Here is an 18,515-nt window from a genome sequence, read left to right as displayed (position 1 = left end):
GCTCGTGGGGTCGGTGCGGCTCGCGGGCGTGCGGTTGCCCGTGACGCTGTCACTCCGTGCGCATCGGGCCGGTCGGCGACGCGCGGCAGCACGGGACGCCCTCCGTACGCGCCACCCCTTCCGCCCGATCAGCGTATGGTCCGCTTTTCCGTTCGTCCGTTCGTCCGTTCGTCCGTTCGTTATCCGGTGTCCGGGGGCGGGGTGGCCCCCGTACGCTCGCCTCCATGCCTCGCAGTGGGAAGAAACCTCGCCGCCTCGTCGCCGATGGACACGTCTATCTGTGGCGGCTCGCCCACAGTCACGACGTCCCGGACGGGTCCTCCGGCCGGCCCGAAAACTGCCGCGAGACCCTCACCCTGCGCCCCGAGGAGAAGTCTGGTGCGGGCAGCCCCACCGCGCTGCGCATCGTGTTCGCCGCGGAACCGGGCCGGTACGTCCCGGGTGGCGGTTATCTGGGCTCCGGCGATGTCGGCTTCGTTCACGGCGACATCGATCTCAACCTGCACGAGCCCGGTGCCGTGCGCGCCCTGCTCGACGAGGCGCTGGCGCGCGGGTGGCGGCCGGCGCACGGCCGGGTGGCGGAGATCGACGGCTGGACCCTGCTGGAGGCAGCGGTCGAGCGGCGGGCCGCGGGCGCGGCTCGGGGCGCGGTACCGAGTGTGGGGCGGGGCGGGGCTCGGGGTGTGCTGCCGGTCGCCGCTCGGGGCGTTGCCGGGAACACCGCGCCGGCCGAGGCCGCAGGCCCGTAATCCTGGATGTGTGGGCTCGTCGGGCCCGTGCGCCGCACCCGCCCCGGACCCGTCCCGTACTCGTGCGCGGACCCGTGCGCGGGCGACGGTTCGCACTCCGGCCTCGGCATTGCCACAGTGGGGACCATGATCTCCCCTGCCTCGCCCGCCTCCCCTGGCTCCCCCGTGTCCGCCTCCGGCGCGCCCCCGCTGCGTGTCGGGCTCGTCGGCTACGGACTCGCCGGTTCCGTCTTCCACGCCCCGCTCATCGCCGCCTCCCCCGACCTCGTCCTCGACACGGTCACCACCGGCAACCCCGAGCGCGCCGACCGGGCCCGGGCCGAACACCCCGGCGTCCACGTCGTGGACTCGCCCGACGCGCTCCTCGACCGGGCCGGCCGGCTCGACCTGGTCGTGGTCGCCTCCCCCAACAAGTCCCATGTCCCGCTCGCCACCGCCGCCCTGGAAGCGGGTCTGCCGGTCGTCGTCGACAAACCGCTCGCCGCCACCGCCGCCGAGGCCCGCGCCCTCGGCGACCTCGCCGACCGGCGCGGACTGCTGCTCTCGGTCTTCCAGAACCGCCGCTGGGACGGCGACTTCCTCACCCTGCGCGCCCTGCTCGCCGAGGGCGCGCTCGGCGAGGTCCAGCGCTTCGAGTCCCGCTTCGAACGCTGGCGTCCGCAGCCGAAGGGCGGCTGGCGTGAGTCCGGCGACCCGGCGGAGGTCGGCGGGCTGCTGTACGACCTCGGCAGCCATGTCGTCGACCAGGCGCTGGTCCTCTTCGGCCCGGTCGTCCGCGTCTACGCCGAGTCCGACGTACGCCGCCCGGGGGCCGAGGCGGACGACGACACGTTCCTCGCGCTCACCCACGCCGGGGGCGTCCGTTCCCATCTGTGGGTGAGCGCCACCACCGCCCAGCTCGGGCCGAGGTTCCGGGTCCTCGGGCAGGAGTCCGGGTTCGTGACATACGGACTCGACCCGCAGGAGGCCGCCCTCCGCGAGGGCCTGCGTCCCGGCCCGGGCCACGACCGGACGTGGGGCGTCGAGCCGGAGGGCCGGTGGGGCCGGATCGGCTCCGGCGAGTCGCCGCTCACCGGCGGCGGTACGGCGGTACGGACCCTGCCGGGCGACTACCCCGCCTTCTACGCGGCCGTCGCCGCCGCCCTGCGCGGCACCGGCCCGAACCCGGTGCCGGCGAGCGAGGCCGCCGCCGCGCTCGACGTCCTGGAGGCGGCCCGGAAGTCGGCCCGGGAGGGCGTCACGGTCACGCTGTGACGCCCTCCGGGCGAAGCCGGTCGAAGCCGGGCGACGCGGCTGGGGTTGCGGTTGTGGCTGCGGCTGCTTCGCCGACCGCCTGATCAGCAGCCCATCCGGCGGCGCCGACGGGTGAGCACCACCAGGACCCCGCCGGCGAGGGCGAGTCCGGCGGCCGTCGCGCCCATCACGATCTTGCCGGTCGTCGAGCCGGAGCCGGTGTTCGGCAGGTGGCCGCGCGGCACGGGGTGCGCGCGTACGCCGTATCCGCTGCCGTATCCACCGCCCGAGCCGTATCCGCCGCCGGAGCCGCCGGAGCCGTATCCGCCGGTCGATTCACCCGGGTGCGGATGCGGGTGCGGGTGCGTGTACGTGGGTGACGGCGTGGGGATGGCGGTCGGGGTCTGAGTGGGCGCCGTCGGGGTCACGGTGGGCCCCGTCGGGGTCGGGGTCGGCCTCGTCGGGGTCACCGTGGGCCCCGTCGGGGTCGGGGTCGGCCTCGTCGGGGTCACCGTCGGCATCGTGGGAGTCGGCGTCGGCACCGTCGGGGTCACCGTCGGCATCGTGGGAGTCGGCGTCGGCACCGTCGGCGTCACCGTCGGCATCGTCGGAGTCGGGATCGGCACCGGCTCCTCGGCGCAGGACGGCAGGTCGCCCTCGAAGGGATACGCGTGCAGCTCCTGCCCGCCCCCGCCCGGCTGGGAGGTGTGGATGAGCGAACCGCTCGTATAGAAACGCCCGTCCATGCCGGGCATCGTCACCGTCGCCGTGCTGGCCGGGTTGCCGATGAGCACACTGCCCGCGAACTGGGCGCCGCCCTCGAAGGTCACCTCCATCGCGTCGGGGAAGTTCCACAGCACCCGCTCGCGCAGCCCGTCCGGCAGCCCGTTGACGTAGGAGTCGATGGTCCGGCTCGGGCCGCCGACGAGGTTGACGAGCACGGTCGCGCCGGCCGGGATGCCGTGGAAGGCCAGCCCCTGTGAACCGCCGTTCCCCGACTCGATGTCGAAGTCGACGTTGAAGACCTGGAGGGCGGAGTGCCCGTCGCCGGTGAAGACCGTCTCGCTGCCGTTGTTCACGGCGGTGCCGGTCGCGGTGCGCGGCACCCCGTCCTCGTAGGCGTAGCAGAGGCTGGCGGCGGTGAGCTCCCAGCGCAGCGCTTCGTACGGGAAAGCGGCCGCCGGGTCGTACTCGGCCAGGGGGACGACCGTGCCGCTGAGGTCGCCCGCGTACCGGACGACCCCGTTGACCGTGCCCTCCTCGGCGAGCAGGCGCTGCCCGGCGGCGATGGTGACGTCGCCGCCGGTCGTGAGGAAGTCGGTGCGGTTGTCGGGCGGGACTCGCGAACCGACGCCCGCGACACCGACGTTGTAGACCTGCGAGCCCCCGGCCCGCTTGTTCATGTCGAAGTCGCCGAGGGTCACGACCTTGCCCTCGGCCTCGGCCGCGCCCTCGCGGACGAGGAAGTCGCCTCCGACGAAGACGTTGATGTTGTCGTCCCGGCCGGCGATGGGCCCGTTGTTGACCGGCGGATACGGGTCGGGACAGCTTCCCGGCAGACAGGGGCCGAGACCGTCGGGCAGCGGGTCGGCGAAGGCCAGGGCGGCGACGGGACCCAGGAGCGCGGCGGCCACCACGCTCGCCGCGACGGCCGTCTTACCCGCTCTTCGGCGTTGACGACCCGTTACATGTGCGTACATGTGCGGCAATATGCAGAACGCGACCACCTGAAACGGTGTCGACGCGCGGGAAAAACAGGACATACCCGGAAAAACGCCAAGCCGGGTCGAAAGCCCTGGACGAAAGCTCTGGACGGAAGCCCTGGGCGGAAGGCTCGGCCGGGAGAGTGAGCGGAGGGGCGAACGAACCGCCTGGGCGCCGGGGCGCGGTCGCGCAGGGCGGGGCCGCTGGGCGGGCGGGTCGGGCCCGGCAGACCGTGCGACCGGGAATCCCCCCGCCTCACGGCCCGCCGGGCCGGACAGCCCCTCGCCCCCCAGGGAGCGGCTTACGCGCTCTTCAGCTCCTGTCGCTGCCGCCCCAGCCCCTCGATCTCCAGCTCCACGACGTCCCCGGGCCGCAGATACGGCTTGGGCTCCGGCTGTCCGAGGGCGACGCCCGCCGGCGTGCCGGTGCTGACGACGTCTCCCGGGTGGAGCGTCATGAAGTGGCTGATGTACCGGACGACCTGGGCCACCGGGAAGATCTGGTCGGAGGTGTGGCCGTCCTGCCGCAGTTCGCCGTTGACCCACAGCCGCAGGGACAGGTCCTGCGGGTCGGGGACCTCGTCGGCGGTGACCAGCCACGGTCCGAGCGGGTTGAACGTCTCGCAGTTCTTGCCCTTGTCCCAGGTGCCGCCGTGCTCGAACTGGAAGGCGCGCTCGGAGAGATCGTGGGCGATCGTGTACCCGGCGATGTGCGCGCGGGCCTCCTCGTCGCTCTCCAGATAGCGGGCGGTGCGGCCGATGACGACGGCGAGTTCGATCTCCCAGTCGGTCTTCTCCGCGCCGCGCGGCACGAGCACGGTGTCCTCCGGGCCGACGACGGTGTCGGCGGCCTTGAGGAAGAGGACGGGTTCGGCGGGCGAGGCGGCGCCCGTCTCGGCGGCGTGGGCGTGGTAGTTCAGACCGACGCACACGACCTTGCCGATCCGGCCGACCGGCGGACCGATCCGCAGCCCGGTCGCGTCGAGCGCGGGCAGCACGCCCGCACCGAGCGCGGCGCGGACCCGGTCGAGCGTGGCGCTGTCACAGAGCAGCCGGCCGTCGATGTCGTCGACCAGCGCGGACAGGTCGCGCAGGGTCCCGTCCTGGTCGAGGAGGGCGGGCCGTTCGCCTCCCGCCGGACCGACGCGCAGCAGCTTCATGCTCTTCTCCCTCTGATCGGACGGGCCGCGGGAGCGGACCGCCGGGCACCCCGCCCGATGGAGTGCGGCCATCGGAGGATCACTCGATCCTCCACCGGGACCGGGACGCCCGGCAAGCCCCTTCCCACCCCCTGGACCCTTACGCGACAGCGGTGTGCGCGCAGGGGACGGACCGGGGAGTGCGCGGGTACGGGGGCACGCGCGCGTACCCCCGGGACCGGCGCGGACCGTCCTACGCCGACGCGACCGGCGCGGCCAGGGCCCCCGCCGGCATGTCCCGGTACAGGAAGGCCCTTTCGACGGCCGTCCAGACGGTACTGGTGACGACATAGAGCGCGGCCGCGAGCGGCACCACGGCCACGGTGATCAGGGTCGCGAAGGACAGCAGCGGAAGGTGCCGGGTCAGTGCCATGACGGCCCCGGCGCCGGGCTGGGCCGGGTCGACGACGGGGGCCGCCGGGGACGCGGCGGCCTGCTGCCGCCGGGTGCGCACGAAGGTGTACGTGGCGGTGGCGGCGACGATCGCGAACAGCGCGAGGTAGGTGAGACCGGCCGGTCCGAACGGGCCCGCCTGCCCGAAGGCGTCGGCCGCACGGCCGGTGAGCGAGGCGCCGAACAGGTCGTGTCCGGCCATCCGGCCGCTGGAGAAGAGGTGGTACATCACGAAGAACGCGGGCGCCTGGAGCAGGCTCGGCAGACAGCCCGCGAACGGCGAGACCTTCTCCTCGGCGTGCAGTTCCATGACCGCCTTCTGGAGGCGCTCGGGGTTCTTGGCGTGCTTGCGGCGCAGCTCGGCGAGCTGCGGAGCGAGCCGGGTGCGGGCCTTCTGGCCGCGGGCGGCGGCACGGGAGAGGGGGTGCACCGCGAGCCGTACGGCCATCGTGAACAGCACGATGGCGGCTGCCGCGGACGCGCCGGCGAACAACGGGGTGAGCAGGCCGGCGCAGCGCTCGATCAGATCGGCGAAGGTGTCGAAGAACAGGGACATGGGAACCCTCCGAGGGGTCTCGTCGTGCCGGAAGAGGTCGGTGATCTCGGCATGACGGAACCGCGCGGGACGCCGGGAGGGGGTGAGGCGGTGCGGGGTACGGGGTGCGGGAGGTACGGGAGGTGCGGGCACGGGGCGCCGGGGTACGGAGATACGCGGGAGGTACGGGGGCGCGCACCCCGAGCGGGGTGGCGGGCGCGGCGTACCGGAGTCCATGGATGTCTACGTACCGACGTGCCGGCCGCACTGGCGTACCGACGCACCGGAGTACCTGACGTACGAGTGGTCCGGGGTCCTTTACGCGGCCGTCTGGAGGCCCCGGCCGGGCGCCCTGGGCCGGCGGCGGCCCCGGGCGTCCGGGTCGCGTTGCGGCAGGAAGGCGGTACGCCGGGCGCGGTCGCGCAGGGCGGTACGGACCCGGGTGGGCGGTACGGGCAGGGCCGCGCGCGCCCCGCCGAGCAGCGCGCAGACGGCGGAGGCCGCCGCCAGGGCGAAGGCGGCGGACAGGGTCACGCCACCGCCCGCGCCGTCGGTGAAGAGCGGGACGATCAGATCGGCGAGGGCGAGGAGGAAGAAGACCGGCGCGAGGACGCGCAACAGGTAGCCACGGGTCATTCCGCCGTCCCCCTCTCGCGCGCTCGTCTTCCCGACGCTTCTCTCAGCCGTCCACTGGGTCTTCGCCAGGTCTTCAGCCAGGTCTTCGGTCGGACCTTCAGTCGAGCCTTCAATCCGGTCTTCAATCCGGTCTTCAATCCGGTCTTCCGACCGTTATACCGGATCGCCCTCCAGCGGGACGAGCAGCCGGCGGGGCCGCAGCAGCGCGCAGCTGACCGGATCGGCCGGGTCCGGATCGAGTCCGGCGCCGGGCCGCATCTCGACATCGGCGGGCGGTACGAAGACCCCGCAGGCCGGGCACTCGCCGTACGAGCCCAGCTCGGTGCCGCACACGGCGTGGTGGAAGAGGCGCAGGGGCGGCGCGGCGGCCTCGCCGGGCCCGGCCTCGCGGCCCCACAGGCCGAGCGAGCGCAGCACGGGCCACAGGGCGAGGCCGCGCTCGGTGAGCACGTACTCGTCGCGCGGCGGGGACTCCTGGTAGCGCCGCTTGTCGAGGACCCCGGCCTCGACGAGGGACTGGAGGCGAGCGGCGAGGACGGCGCGGGGGGCGCCGAGGTGGACGAGGAAGTCGCTGTAGCGGCGAATGCCGTAGAAGGCGTCGCGCACCACGAGGAGGGTCCAGCGCTCGCCGACCACTTCGAGGGCGCGGGCGATGGAGCACTGCTGGGTCGCGTAGTCCTTGCCGAGAGCCATGAAACCGAGTGTACCCACGAGGGTTCAATGATTGAACTCTGACTGCTACGGTAAGCACCCGCTCAAGGTTCAGTGAACGAACCTACTGGAAGCCGAGGTCCCGCCATGCGCCCGCCCGACACCGCCGACACCGACGCCGACGACACCGCCGTCCCCGGTGCCTCCGCCGGTTCCGCCGGTTCCGCCGGTTCCGCCGGTTCCGAGGTGAGGGGGACGGGCCGGCCGCGCCCCTCCCGTACCTCGGGCAAATCCCGTACCCCCGGCACCTCCCGTACCCCCGGCACCCCCCGCCCCGGTGCCACCCTGGCCGTCACCAGCGCCGCCACCGCGCTCACGCTGATGAACTACACGGCCCCGATGCTCACCCTGCCGTCCATGAGCCACGCCTTCGGCACCCCCGCCTCCCTCCAGGCGTGGCTGCTCAACGGCACCCCGCTCGGCCTCGCCGTCCTGCTCCTGGTGGCCGGCAGTCTCGCCGACGACCACGGCCGGCGCCGGGTCTTCCTGCTCGGCACCCTCGCGCTGGGCATCACCACCGGGCTCGGCGCCTTCGCCCCCTCCACGCTCACCTTCACCCTCGCGCGCGTGGCGCAGGGCGCGGCGAGCGCCGCCGTCCTCGCCGCAAGCCTCGGGCTGCTCGCCCACGCGTATCCGGCGGGGGCGGACCGGATCCGGGCGACCGGGGTGTGGGGGGCGTTCGTCAGCGCGGGCATCGCGCTCGGCCCGCTGCTCGCGGGCGGCCTGACCACGGCCGACTGGCGGCTGACGTACGAGGTGATCGCCGTCGCCCTCCTCGTGATGGCCGCTCTCGGCACCCGTACCCTCGCCGAGTCCCGCGCCCCGCGCGACGGCCGCCCGGACATCGCGGGCGCGCTCACCCTCGGTCTCGCCCTGGCGGCCCTGCTCACCGCGCTCACCCTGGGCCGGGGCGGCTGGCTGCGCCCGAGCGTGGGACTGCTGCTGCTCGCGGCGGTGGCCCTGACGACGGTGTTCGCCGTCGTCGAGCGGCGCAGCCGTACGCCCATGATCGATCTGACACTGCTGCGGCACCCGTCGTTCCGGGCGTCCGTGGTCGGGGCGCTGTTCACCGGCCTCGCGGTGATCGGCTTCTTCAGCGTGCTGCCCTCGCTGCTCCAGCGCGAGGGCAGTTTCTCGCCGCTCACCGGCGCGTGGATGTTCCTGGTCTGGTCGGGCACGTCGTTCGTGGTGGCGTTGCAGACCCGCCGGCTGGCGGGGCGGCTGTCCGCCCCGTACCAGCTGGCCGTCGGCTTCGCCTTGTCGGCGGCGGGCGTGCTCGCCTTCCTCGGGTCCCTGGACGGCGGTTCGGTGCCGCGGCTGCTGCCGGGCCTGATCGTGGCGGGCACGGGCAGCGGGCTGCTGAACGCCGCGCTGCCGCGCCTCGCCGTGGACTCCGTGCCGAGGGAGCGGGCGGCGATGGGCTCCGGGGCCAACAACACCGCCCGCTACATCGGCTCCTCGGCCGGCGTCGCCGTCATGCTGGCCCTGTCGACGGCCGGCCCGGACGTGGCGATCGCCGCCTCGGCGGTGCTCGCCGGGGTGGGAGCGATGGTCACCCTCGCCGTGGGGCGGGGTCGCTGACCTTCGGGGCGGCGGGTTCGGTGGGCTCGGCGGCTTCGCCGGGCCCGCCGGGCTGGTCGGGCTGGTCGGGCTGGTCGGGCTGGTCGGGCTGGTCGGGTTCGTCGAGTTCCGCGAGGTCGACGGGCTCCGCGGACCCGGCGGGGCCGCCGCTCCGCGGCCCGTACAGGCTGACGGGGATCGCGACGGCCAGGTTCGCGGCGAGCGCGAGCAGCCCGGCGTTCACTCCCCAGAGCGGGTCGTGCCCGGTGAAGACCAGGGCGCAGACGATCCCGACGCCGACCGTGAGGCCGCCGAGCGCCCCGTACAGCGTCATCCGCCGCCACACCAGACCGAGCAGCAGCAGGGGCACGAACTGCGCCATCCCCTCGTACGAGATGAGGGACAGCCGGACGAGGGTGGTGGGCGCGGTGTACGTCAGGACGAGCGCGAGCGCTCCGGCGACGACCACGACGAGCTGCGAGATCCCCTTCTCCCGGCGCTTCAGCCTCGGTACGAGGGAGAGCACGCTGCGGCCCCACATGGTGCCGATGACCAGCATGAACACCGCCATCGGCACGATCGAGGAGAGCGCCGCCGCGACCCCGACCACACCCACCGCCCACTCGGGCAGGGCGTCGATGACGAGCTTGAACAGGGCCAGGTTCGACTCGGCGCCGACCAGGCCCGGGACGACGAAGAGCGCGGCCATGCCGAGCAGCATGGGGATGAACAGCAGGACGTTGTACGCGGGCAGCCCGACGGCGTTGCGGCGCAGGGTCCCGGCGTCGCGGGCTCCGAGGTAGCCGGCGACGGTGGTCGGGAAGATGACCACGGTGAGGGAGTTGAGGACGGTGGTGGAGGCGAACCAGCCCACCCCGTAGCCGCTGGTCGCGCCGGAGTGGCCGGGCAGACTCAGCCACTCCGCCTTGTCGGTGACGACGCGGTGCGCGAAGTCGCCGAGGCCGTCGAAGTAGTGCAGCGGGATGTAGACGGCGAGGAAGCCGAGGGTGCAGATGACCAGCGCGTCCTTGAGGACGGACACCCAGGCGCTGCCGCGCAGTCCGCTGACCACGACGAAGGCGGTGGTGACGGCGAAGGCGAGGAAATAGGCGAGGTCGAGGCCGATGTCGCCGTACGAGATCGTCGAGACGACCACGCCCATGCCGGTGATCTGGAGCTGGATGTACGGCAGCAGGAAGACGGTCGCGAGGACGGCGACGAGGGCGCCGAGCCAGGGGCGGCGGTAGCGGTGGGCGGCGATGTCGCTGATGGAGACGAGGCCGTGGCGGCGGGCGTACCCCCACAGCATGGGGCCGACGAGATAGCCGAGGGCGTAGCCGCAGGACATGTAGGCGACGACGTAGAGGACGGGCGCGCCGTAGTTGTAGCCCCAGCCGGCGGCGCCGAGATAGCTGAAGCTGGTGTAGCCCTCACCGGCCATCAGCACCCAGATGAACACCGGGCCGAGCGACCGGCCGCCGACCGACCACTCCGCGAGGCCGCCGCCGCGTTCCTGGCGGCGTACGGCGAGGAGGCCGAGGGCGACGGTGAGGACCATGAAGCCGGCCAGGATCCACAGGGCGGTACTCACGAGCGCCTCCCGGAGTCGGTGCTGGTGCCGGTGCTGGTTCCGGTCCCGTTTCCGGTTCCGGTGCCGGTCCTGGCATATGCCCCGGCCGCGGCTGCGGCCTCACGGCGGCGGTCGCCGCGGTGGGCGAGGGCGACGGAGAGGGGCGTGAGGACGGTCGCGCCCAGCAGCCAGAAGAAGAGGAAGACGCCACGGTTGACGAAGGGCAGGGCGGCGACGAACAGCACGTACGGAACGAGCAGCCAGAGAAGGTGGGGCCGGCGTTTTATCACTCGGACGAGATTAGCTTCGCCCAGACGACCAGGCGGTACGCGGACGAGAACTCGGGCGTGCAGGTGGTGAGGGTGAGATACGCGCCGGGGCGGTCGTAGCCGGCGGCAGGATGCGTCAGGGAACGGGGGACGGGGGCGATGACGCCGGTGTCGCGGGGCGAGGTCCGGGCGAGGACCCGGTCGACGCGATAGGTGTACGTACCCTGCCGGGTCCGCACGGTGACGTCGTCGCCGGGGCGCAGCCGGTCGAGCCGGCGGAAGGGTTCGCCGTGGGTGTTGCGGTGGCCGGCGAGGGCGAGGTTCCCGGTGCGGCCGGGGGCGGCGGAGCCCGGGTACTGGCCGACGTAGCCCTGGTCGAGGACGCGGTGCTTGTCGGTGCCGGGGGCGATGGGGGCGGCGAGGTGGAGGCGGGGGATACGGAGGACGGCGTAGGGAGTGGCCGAGCCCGAGCCGAAGTCCGATCCCGAGCCTGGTTCCAGTCCCCCACCCGAGTCCGCATCCCTGCCCGAGCCCGGGTCCGGGTCCGGCATATGCCCATCCACCACCGCCGTCGGGACCGCCACCGGCGTCGGCACCGCCGTCGCCACCACCGTCGGCGCGACTCCCCACCCCTCCTCGAGGTGACGCACTTGTCCCTGGGCCCACGCCTGGGCCTGCCGGTTGGTCCACCAGAGCTGGTGGACGACGAAAAGCAAAACAACCAGCCCGCAGGTGACCAGGGTCTCGGCAGCGGCCCGCAGCACGCGGACGGCGCACGGGCGCCGCCGGCGCGCCTGGAGGACGACCGGCACCCGCCCGCGCACCCTGGCTCGCACGGCGGGCACGATAAGCGCCCATGCGCCAACTCTCCAGGGGCGTACAGCAGTACGGTGGACGACATGCGCCCCGACACGCCTGCCGAGCACACCACCGAAGCCGAGCGTCTGCTCCGTACCGCGGGGCAGTACCCCGAGGACCGCGAACCACTGCTGCTGCGCGCGGCGGCGCACCTCGAACTGGCGGGTGACCGCGCACGCGCGACGACCCTCTACGACGACCTGCTGTCCGACCTCGCCCCCGCCTCGCCGTACCTGATCAGGGCGCTGAAGGCGGCGAACCTCTGGGAGTACGGCCACGAGGCCGAGGCCCGCGCCATCATCACCGGCGTCCGGACCGCCCGCCCCGCGGAGCCGGGCCCGTGGGAGATCGCGGCGGAGACCCTGGAGGCGCACGACGAGCTGGAGGACGCGGAGGCGACGTTCACGGAGGCGGCCCGGCTGCTCGTGGACCCGGCCCAGGAGATCACGTACGCCCTCCAGTCCCTGGTCACCGGCCGCCACCGGGTCCGCCGGCTCCTCGCCCTCCCGCACGACGACCACGACACCCTCGCGGACCGCCTCCACACGGGGGCCGTGCCGCTGGACGAACTGCACGACCCGAAGCGCCTGTGGGCCCTCGGCTCCTCGGACCCGGCCGAGCTCCAGGCCGAGATCGCCCGCCTGCGCAGCGAACTGGGCTCCTACCGCACGGCCCTGTCCCGCCCCTTCCCGGTGGCGGTGCTGCACTGGCCGGAGCCGGAGCTGGACGAACTACTCGCGGCGTACCCGGAGCTGGAGGCCGAGTACCCGACGTACCGGGCCCATCTGACGGACATCGAGGCCTCGCTGCGCGAACTCGCCCAGTCCGGCACCCCGAACCTGGGCATCGTCCCGGCGACGGTCCCCTCCTACGAGGCCTTCGCGGCCTCCGAGTCCACCTCCCCGGCGACCCCGGCCCTGCTCCCCCAGTTCACCACCACCCTGGCCGCCCGCGGCCTCGCCACCCCCTGGCCCCCACCGCGCACGGCCCCGTGCTGGTGCGGCTCGAAGGCGACGTACGGGGACTGCCACGGGGGCGACAGGAGCTGAGGCGGCGGTCGCGGTCGTTACGCGGCGGTCACGAGGTCATGCCTCCCCGTGTCAATGGAGGGCTCGGAGCACATTCATCGACGGCGTACCAGTGGAACGGCTCGGCTGATCGACACGTACCGGCAGGCTGACGATCGCAGGAACCCATTCGGGTAATCCGTCAACTGACGAAGTGCGTGCTTCGGCAGATCGACCAAGGCGAACTCGCCACGTCACCCGGCCCTCTTCCGCACCCGCGACAACGCCTGCCGCTCCGCGACGACCGTCGCCACCCGGGCCGCCGCCTCGGCGGCGGTCTCGTGTTCCCAGACCCGCACGGCCAGCCAGCCGGCCTCCCGCAGCCGGGCGTCCGTGTCGGCGTCCCGGGCCCGGTTCTTCTCGATCTTCTCCCGCCAGAACTGCGAGTTCCGCTTCGGCCATGTCGCATGTTCCGGACAGCCGTGCCAGAAGCAGCCGTCGACGAACACGGCCACCTTCGCCGGACCGAAGACGATGTCGGCCTCGCGCCGCACCCCCTTCAAGGGACGCCGATGGACCCGATACCGAAGCCCGGCCCGATGCAGAGCACTGCGCAGCGCCTTCTCCACCCCCGTGTCGTGACTGGACTGCCTGCTCATGCGGGCGCTGGTCTCCGGCGTCGTCTCCAGGGCTCTCATGGCCGCCATTGTGACGTGGATCCGAGAAAGGACGGCACCCGTCCGGTGCCGGAGCGGGTGCCCTAGGCTCGAAGGCGTTCACCGACCGGAAGGACCCACCATGCCCAGCACCCGCACCCTCTCCCCCGCCATCGCCGCCGCCGGGCTCGTCGGCGGTTATGCCGTCGCGCGGTGGACGAAGAAGCGGCCGCTCGGTGGGGTGGTGCTGGCCGTGGCCGGTGGGGTGGCCGGGCGGGAGTGGTACCGGGTCGCCGGGGTGAAGGGCGCCGCCGGGCTCGGGGCCGGGTACGTGGCCGCGTTCGCCGGGTCGCATCCGCTCGCGAAGAAGATCGGGGCCTGGCCCGCGGTGTTCTCGGTGGCCGGGGCGATGGCCGGGGCCTCGTACGCCGTGGCCCGCAAGGCCGGCTGACGGCCCCGCCTCGACCGCGCGGGTTGCCCGTTTTCGTACGATCCGGGCATGACACAGCAGGGGATCGCCGTCGCCGTCGTCGTCCATGAGCACCGCGTACTCCTCGTGCGCGGGCAGACCGCCGGCGGGGAGCCGTTCTGGCAGTTCCCCGTCGGCCCGTTCCCCGTCGGCGGGATCGAGACCGGTGAGGCCGTCGAGGACGCGGCCGTCCGCGCGACACTCGCCGGGGCCGGGCTCGCCGTCACCTCCGCGGGGCTGCTCGGTGCGCGGACGCATCCGCACACGGGCGCCCCGATGACGTACGTCGCGTGCTCGCCCGCCGGCGAGCCCGGTGAGCCCCCGGTCCGGGAACCGGACGAGACCCCCGCCGCCGGAGTCGTCTGGGCCGGGCGGGACGAGATCCGGCGGTACGTGCCCTACGACGAGCTGTTCGCGCCGGTACGGGAGTACCTCGACGCCCGCCTGTGACCCCGTCCCCGGTGGCCCCGTCCTCCAGGAAGCCGCCGAGCCTACGCGGTCAGGCACCCAGCGCGTGGCTCACCGTGTAGATCATCAGACCCGCCAGGGCACCCACCACCGTGCCGTTGATCCGGATGAACTGCAGATCGCGGCCGATGTTGGCCTCGATCTTCTTCGAGGTCTGGGTGGCGTCCCAGCCCGCGACCGTGTCCGTGATCAGCGAGGTGATCTCGGACCGGTAGGTCGTCACCACATACGCCGCCGCGTCCTCCACCCACCGCTCCACCTTCGCCTGCAGCCGGGTGTCGCCGGCCAGCCGGTTCCCGAGCGAGATCAGCGAGGCACGGGCCCGGCGCCGCAGCTGGCTCTGGTCGTCGTCGGCCGCCGTGAGTATCAGCGTCCGCACGGACGACCAGGCGGACGCGATGATGTCCTGCACCTCCGGCCGGGCGAGAAGCTCCGACTTCAGCCGCTCCACCCGCGCCCGCGTCTCCGTGTCCGACTGCAGATCGGCGGCGAAGTCCCGCAGGAACCGGTCGATCGCGCCACGCGCCGGATGATCCGGCATGTCCCGCATCTCCGTCACGAAGCGCAGCAGCTCCTTGTACACGCGCTCGCCGATCCTGCGGTCCACGAACCGCGGCGTCCAGCCCGGCGCACCGCCCTGGACCGCGTCCATGACCGAGTCCCCGTGCCGCACCAGCCAGTCGTACCCCCGCCCGCACACCAGGTCCACCGCCCGGTGGTGCGCCCCGTCGGCGACGACCCGCTCCAGCGTCTTGCCGAGCCCGGGCCCGATCTCCGCCGCCTCCGCCCGCCGGGTGATCGCCTCGCCCACGACCGCCTGTACGTCGGAGTCGCGCAGCACCGTCAGCGCCCCGCGCAGGGCCGTCGCCAGCTCGGCCGTCACCCGCTCCGCGTGCGCCGGGTCGGCCAGCCAGACCCCGAGGCGCCGCGCGATGCCAAAGCCGCGCAGCCGGCCCCGTACGACATCGGCCGACAGGAAGTTCTCGCCGACGAAGTCGCCGAGCGACGCGCCGAGCTGGTCCTTCTTCGTCGGGATGATCGCGGTGTGCGGGATCGGCAGCCCGAGCGGACGGCGGAACAGCGCCGTCACCGCGAACCAGTCCGCGAGCGCGCCGACCATGCCCGCCTCCGCCGCCGCCGCGACATAGCCCGCCCAGCCGCCCCAGCCCGCGTTCCGGGCCCAGGTCGCCAGGGCGTACACCGCCGCGACCCCGAGCAACAGCCCGGTGGCCAGGCGTTTCATCCGTCTGACGCCACGGCTCTTCTCTTCGTCGGCTGCCGTGTACGTGAAGCTGACCATCGCTTCACCTCCCTACCTGACAGACTCCCGGTCCGCACCACGAGTTCCCTCGTACATCTTCGCGATCACCGCCTCGATGTCCGGCTCCCGCACCGAGAGGTCCGCCAGCGGGTACGCGGCGGCCACCGCCGCCACCACCGGAGCCGCCGACGCGGACGCCGGGAACGCGAGCCACTGCCTCGGCCCCTCCGCCCGTACGAACCGGGCGCCGGGCACATCGATCGGCCCCGTCTCGTGCGCGAGGTCGACCACGAGCAGCCGCTCCCCCTCGCCGGCGGTGTGCAGTCCGGTCAGATCCCCGTCGTACATCAACCGCCCGTGATCAATGACCATCACCCGCGAACACAACTGCTCGATATCGGTCAGATCATGGGTCGTCAGCAGCACCGTCGTGCCATTCACGGCGTTGAGATCCCTCAGGAACCCCCGCACCTTCGCCTTGGACACCACATCCAGACCGATCGTCGGCTCGTCGAGATACAGCACCTCCGGATCGTGCAGCAGCGCCGCCGCGATGTCCCCGCGCATCCGCTGACCGAGCGACAACTGGCGCACCGGCACCTCCAGCAGATCCCCCAGGTCGAGCAGCTCCACACAGCGGGCCAGATTCGCCCGGAAACGGTCGTCGGGAATCCGGTACATCCGATGGACAAGCGTGTACGAGTCACGCAGCGGCAGATCCCACCACAACGTGGTGCGCTGCCCGAACACCACCCCGATACGGCGGGCCAGCCGCGCCCGCTCCCGCGCCGGATCGATCCCGGCCACCCGCAGCCGGCCACCGGACGGGGTGAGGATGCCGGTCAGCATCTTGATGGTGGTGGACTTCCCCGCGCCGTTCGGACCGATATAGCCGACCATCTCGCCCCGCTCCACCGCGAACGAGATCCCGTCGACCGCCCTGACCTCCCGTTTCTCCCGACGCAGCAGCCCCGCTCGGCGGCGCGTCGTGAACACCTTCTCCAGACCGTCCAGCTCGATGAACGCCATCGCCCGACGCCTCCCGCCTCTCCGTCTCCCGGTCGCCCGGTCTTTTCCGTCTTTACGGCTGTACGGCTCTCGGCCTCTACGGCTTACGTCCCCGTACGCCCACGCCACCGCGCGCCCGTACGCCCGTACGCCCCGCACGCCCCGTACGCCCGCGCCATCCGTGACCCTTCAACTCCCCGTCGACCGGTACGCGCGCAGCCCCACCCGCCACGCCCACCCGGCCACCGCGCAACACCCCAGCGCCACCAACGGCGACGCGAACGCCAGCCACCCCGGCACCCCGGCGGGCGCCGACCGGCCCAGGATGTAGAGGGCGGGCAGCCAGTTCACGAACGCCAGCGGCACCACGTACACCACCCCCCGCACCAGGTCCTGGGCGAAGATCGTCGGCGGGTAGCCGAGCAGCGTGTTCCCGCCGTACGTGAAGGAGTTCGTGACCTCGGCCGCGTCCTGCATCCAGAACAGCACCGACGCCCCCAGCACCATCAGCGCCGCGAAGATCACCGCCCCGCTCACCAGCATCACCGGCACCAGCAGCGCCTTCACCGGCGTCCACACCACACCGTCGAGCAGCAGCAGCCCCCACACCAGGACGATCAGCCCCTGGATCACCCGCCCGAGCCGGCGCAACGCGAACCGGTCGGCCGCCACCTGCGCCAGCACCGGCACCGGCCGCAGCAGGAACAGGTCGAACGAACCGTCCCGCACCCGCCGCCCCATCCTCGGCAGCCTGCCCATCACCAGGTCCGCGAGCCCGAACGACGTCCCCGACGTCCCGTACAACAGCGCCACCTCGGCGAACGAGAACCCACCGAGACCCCGCACCTGACCGAACATCAACAGGATCACGACGAAGTCGAAGAACGTCACGACCAGACTGGCCAGCAGATCCAGCGCGAAGGACGCCCGGTACGTGAGGGTGGAGCGGATCCACATACCCGCCACCATCCGGTACGTACGCCAGGACTCGGCCGGGTGTGTCCACCACATACCGGAAGCCCCCTCGGCCTGGGTACGCCACACAGCCACGGCCCCCACATCCCCGGCGCCCGCCATATGCCCCGCACCCACCGCGGCCCGTGCGCCCACCACGGTCCCCGCGTCCTCCGCGCCCCCCGCGCCCCTCACAACCCCCGCGCCCTCAACCTCCTCAACGCCCTCAGCCTCAGCCACCCTGCACCACCACTTTCCGCGTCGCCGCCGCCTGCACGGCCCGCCCCGCCGCCAGCAGCGCGACCGCCCAGCCGAGCTGGAAGCCGTACGCCCGCACCAGCCCCCACCCGGCGTACCGCCCCAGATACACGTCCACCGGCACCTGGAGCATCGACGCCCACGGCAGCAGCCGGGCCACCTCCCCGAGCGCGCCCGGGAAGACGTTCAGCGGCAGCAGCATCCCGGAGAAGAACAGCCCGCTCAGCCACGCCACCTGCACCACGCCCTGCCCGTCGAGCAGCCAGAACGCGCTCATCGCGACCAGGTACCAGACCGCGAACCCGACCACCGAGCCGCACACCACCGACGCGACGAACGCGAGCCAGGTCCACGGCCGGGCCGGCAGGGTCACATCGAACACGAACGCGCCGAACAGCATCGGGACCACGCCCCGGCCGAGCAGTTGATAGCCCGACCGGCCCAGGTTCGCGGCGAACCACCAGGCCTGGAGGTCGACGGGCCGGTAGAGGTCGACGGCGATGTCGCCGGTACGGATCCGTTCGATCAGCTCGTCCTCGAACCCGCCGCCCATCAGCCCGCACACGGTGATCAGGGCCTGTCCGATCCACACATAGGCGAGGGCGTCCCCCTGGTCGTAGCCGCCGAGCCCGGGGCGCGCGTCCCAGAGCGCCATATAGGTGTACGACAGGACGAAGCCGAAAACGGTGTTGGTGAACACCCCGGCCACCGTCGCCACCCGGTAGGTGGCATGGCGCCGGAAACCACCCGCGGCGACCGTCGCGTACAGCCGCAGCATCCTCGTTCCCTCCTCTTGGTGGACGCCCCGAGCGCCCTGAGCGCCCCGAACTCACCGGACTCACCGAACTCGCCGAACGCCCCGGACACGCCGATACCCCGGACATCGCGGGCACGGGCGCGGGGCGCGGGCGCTCCCGGCGCGGGACCCGCCCTCCCCGAGGCCCGCCCCGCCGGTGTCCGGGAACGCGGGACGAAAGACACGCGGGCGCACTCGCCCGTCGGAGCCGAAGCGCACGAC

19 protein-coding genes are annotated in these 18,515 nt (G+C 73.0%); 6 read left to right on the top strand and 13 right to left on the bottom strand.

Annotation, left to right across the window (positions count from 1 at the left end):
• Window positions 1-224: 224 nt before the first annotated feature.
• Together ABZ990_RS22890 and ABZ990_RS22885 are read left to right on the top strand one after the other, a co-directional pair.
• The gene (locus tag ABZ990_RS22890; RefSeq protein ID WP_361234490.1) at window positions 225-749 is read left to right on the top strand and encodes a hypothetical protein; all 525 of its coding nucleotides are present in this window, start codon (window positions 225-227) and stop codon (window positions 747-749) included.
• Between the two features lie 126 nt (window positions 750-875).
• Window positions 876-2,003 carry a Gfo/Idh/MocA family oxidoreductase gene (locus tag ABZ990_RS22885; protein WP_361234487.1) on the top strand — a complete coding sequence of 376 codons (1,128 nt, stop codon included), beginning with the start codon at window positions 876-878 and terminating at the stop codon, window positions 2,001-2,003.
• Between the two features lie 83 nt (window positions 2,004-2,086).
• On the opposite strand, the gene ABZ990_RS22880 is transcribed toward ABZ990_RS22885, so the two are convergent.
• From ABZ990_RS22880 to ABZ990_RS22860, 5 genes are all read right to left on the bottom strand, one after another.
• On the bottom strand, window positions 2,087-3,682 hold the full coding sequence (locus ABZ990_RS22880; RefSeq protein ID WP_361234484.1) for a choice-of-anchor A family protein: 1,596 nt from the start codon (window positions 3,680-3,682) through the stop codon (window positions 2,087-2,089).
• A gap of 305 nt (window positions 3,683-3,987) precedes the next feature.
• Window positions 3,988-4,845, bottom strand: a complete 858-nt coding sequence (locus ABZ990_RS22875) for a fumarylacetoacetate hydrolase family protein (protein WP_361234481.1) — start codon at window positions 4,843-4,845, stop codon at window positions 3,988-3,990.
• Between the two features lie 232 nt (window positions 4,846-5,077).
• Entirely contained in the window at window positions 5,078-5,833 is a 756-nt protein-coding gene (locus ABZ990_RS22870) for a YidC/Oxa1 family membrane protein insertase (RefSeq protein WP_361234478.1), read from the bottom strand.
• Window positions 5,834-6,130: 297 nt separating this feature from the next.
• Complete coding sequence (locus ABZ990_RS22865) at window positions 6,131-6,448, bottom strand: DUF6412 domain-containing protein (protein WP_361234476.1); 318 nt, start codon at window positions 6,446-6,448, stop codon at window positions 6,131-6,133.
• Between the two features lie 153 nt (window positions 6,449-6,601).
• Entirely contained in the window at window positions 6,602-7,141 is a 540-nt protein-coding gene (locus ABZ990_RS22860) for a helix-turn-helix domain-containing protein (RefSeq protein WP_361234473.1), read from the bottom strand.
• Window positions 7,142-7,246: 105 nt separating this feature from the next.
• Here ABZ990_RS22860 and ABZ990_RS22855 point away from each other — a divergent pair, with 105 nt between their 5' ends.
• On the top strand, window positions 7,247-8,740 hold the full coding sequence (locus ABZ990_RS22855; protein WP_361234470.1) for an MFS transporter: 1,494 nt from the start codon (window positions 7,247-7,249) through the stop codon (window positions 8,738-8,740).
• Here ABZ990_RS22855 and ABZ990_RS22850 read toward each other — a convergent pair.
• Genes ABZ990_RS22850 through ABZ990_RS22840 form a run of 3 tightly spaced genes read right to left on the bottom strand, consistent with a single transcriptional unit; the run spans window position 8,712 to window position 11,394 of the window.
• Window positions 8,712-10,277: a sodium:solute symporter family protein gene (locus ABZ990_RS22850; protein ID WP_361234558.1), complete on the bottom strand. Its 1,566-nt coding sequence runs from the start codon at window positions 10,275-10,277 to the stop codon at window positions 8,712-8,714. The genes ABZ990_RS22855 and ABZ990_RS22850 overlap by 29 nt on opposite strands.
• Window positions 10,278-10,306: 29 nt before the next feature.
• The gene (locus tag ABZ990_RS22845; RefSeq protein WP_361234467.1) at window positions 10,307-10,579 is read right to left on the bottom strand and encodes a hypothetical protein; all 273 of its coding nucleotides are present in this window, start codon (window positions 10,577-10,579) and stop codon (window positions 10,307-10,309) included.
• Window positions 10,576-11,394, bottom strand: a complete 819-nt coding sequence (locus tag ABZ990_RS22840; protein ID WP_361234464.1) for a class E sortase — start codon at window positions 11,392-11,394, stop codon at window positions 10,576-10,578. Before ABZ990_RS22840 ends, ABZ990_RS22845 begins: the two co-directional genes overlap by 4 nt.
• A 63-nt stretch (window positions 11,395-11,457) precedes the next feature.
• On the opposite strand from ABZ990_RS22840, the gene ABZ990_RS22835 reads away from it, so the two are divergent.
• Window positions 11,458-12,465 (top strand): SEC-C metal-binding domain-containing protein, encoded by a 1,008-nt coding sequence (locus ABZ990_RS22835; RefSeq protein ID WP_361234461.1) that lies wholly within the window; start codon window positions 11,458-11,460, stop codon window positions 12,463-12,465.
• Window positions 12,466-12,677: 212 nt separating this feature from the next.
• Here the strand turns inward: ABZ990_RS22835 and ABZ990_RS22830 are convergent, their stop codons facing one another.
• Complete coding sequence (locus tag ABZ990_RS22830) at window positions 12,678-13,121, bottom strand: very short patch repair endonuclease (protein ID WP_361234458.1); 444 nt, start codon at window positions 13,119-13,121, stop codon at window positions 12,678-12,680.
• A gap of 100 nt (window positions 13,122-13,221) precedes the next feature.
• On the opposite strand from ABZ990_RS22830, the gene ABZ990_RS22825 reads away from it, so the two are divergent.
• Entirely contained in the window at window positions 13,222-13,530 is a 309-nt protein-coding gene (locus ABZ990_RS22825) for a hypothetical protein (RefSeq protein WP_361234455.1), read from the top strand.
• A 48-nt stretch (window positions 13,531-13,578) separates the two neighbouring features.
• Complete coding sequence (locus tag ABZ990_RS22820) at window positions 13,579-13,998, top strand: NUDIX domain-containing protein (protein WP_361234452.1); 420 nt, start codon at window positions 13,579-13,581, stop codon at window positions 13,996-13,998.
• Between the two features lie 49 nt (window positions 13,999-14,047).
• Here the strand turns inward: ABZ990_RS22820 and ABZ990_RS22815 are convergent, their stop codons facing one another.
• The 4 genes from ABZ990_RS22815 to ABZ990_RS22800 all read right to left on the bottom strand — a co-directional run bounded on the left by ABZ990_RS22815 (window position 14,048) and on the right by ABZ990_RS22800 (window position 18,272).
• On the bottom strand, window positions 14,048-15,316 hold the full coding sequence (locus ABZ990_RS22815; protein WP_361234449.1) for a DUF445 domain-containing protein: 1,269 nt from the start codon (window positions 15,314-15,316) through the stop codon (window positions 14,048-14,050).
• A 12-nt stretch (window positions 15,317-15,328) separates the two neighbouring features.
• A complete protein-coding gene (locus tag ABZ990_RS22810; RefSeq protein ID WP_361234446.1) occupies window positions 15,329-16,306 on the bottom strand; it encodes an ATP-binding cassette domain-containing protein in 978 nt (325 codons plus the stop codon).
• Between the two features lie 168 nt (window positions 16,307-16,474).
• Window positions 16,475-17,296 (bottom strand): ABC transporter permease, encoded by an 822-nt coding sequence (locus tag ABZ990_RS22805; protein ID WP_361234555.1) that lies wholly within the window; start codon window positions 17,294-17,296, stop codon window positions 16,475-16,477.
• Between the two features lie 175 nt (window positions 17,297-17,471).
• A complete protein-coding gene (locus tag ABZ990_RS22800) occupies window positions 17,472-18,272 on the bottom strand; it encodes an ABC-2 family transporter protein (RefSeq protein WP_361234553.1) in 801 nt (266 codons plus the stop codon).
• Window positions 18,273-18,515 lie beyond the last annotated feature (243 nt).

The organism is Streptomyces sp. NPDC046203 (assembly GCF_040646255.1).
In the GTDB taxonomy this organism is placed as follows: Bacteria; Actinomycetota; Actinomycetes; order Streptomycetales; family Streptomycetaceae; genus Streptomyces.
Note: the sequence above shows the minus strand (reverse complement) of the source record. Positions and strands in the feature narration are given on the sequence as shown.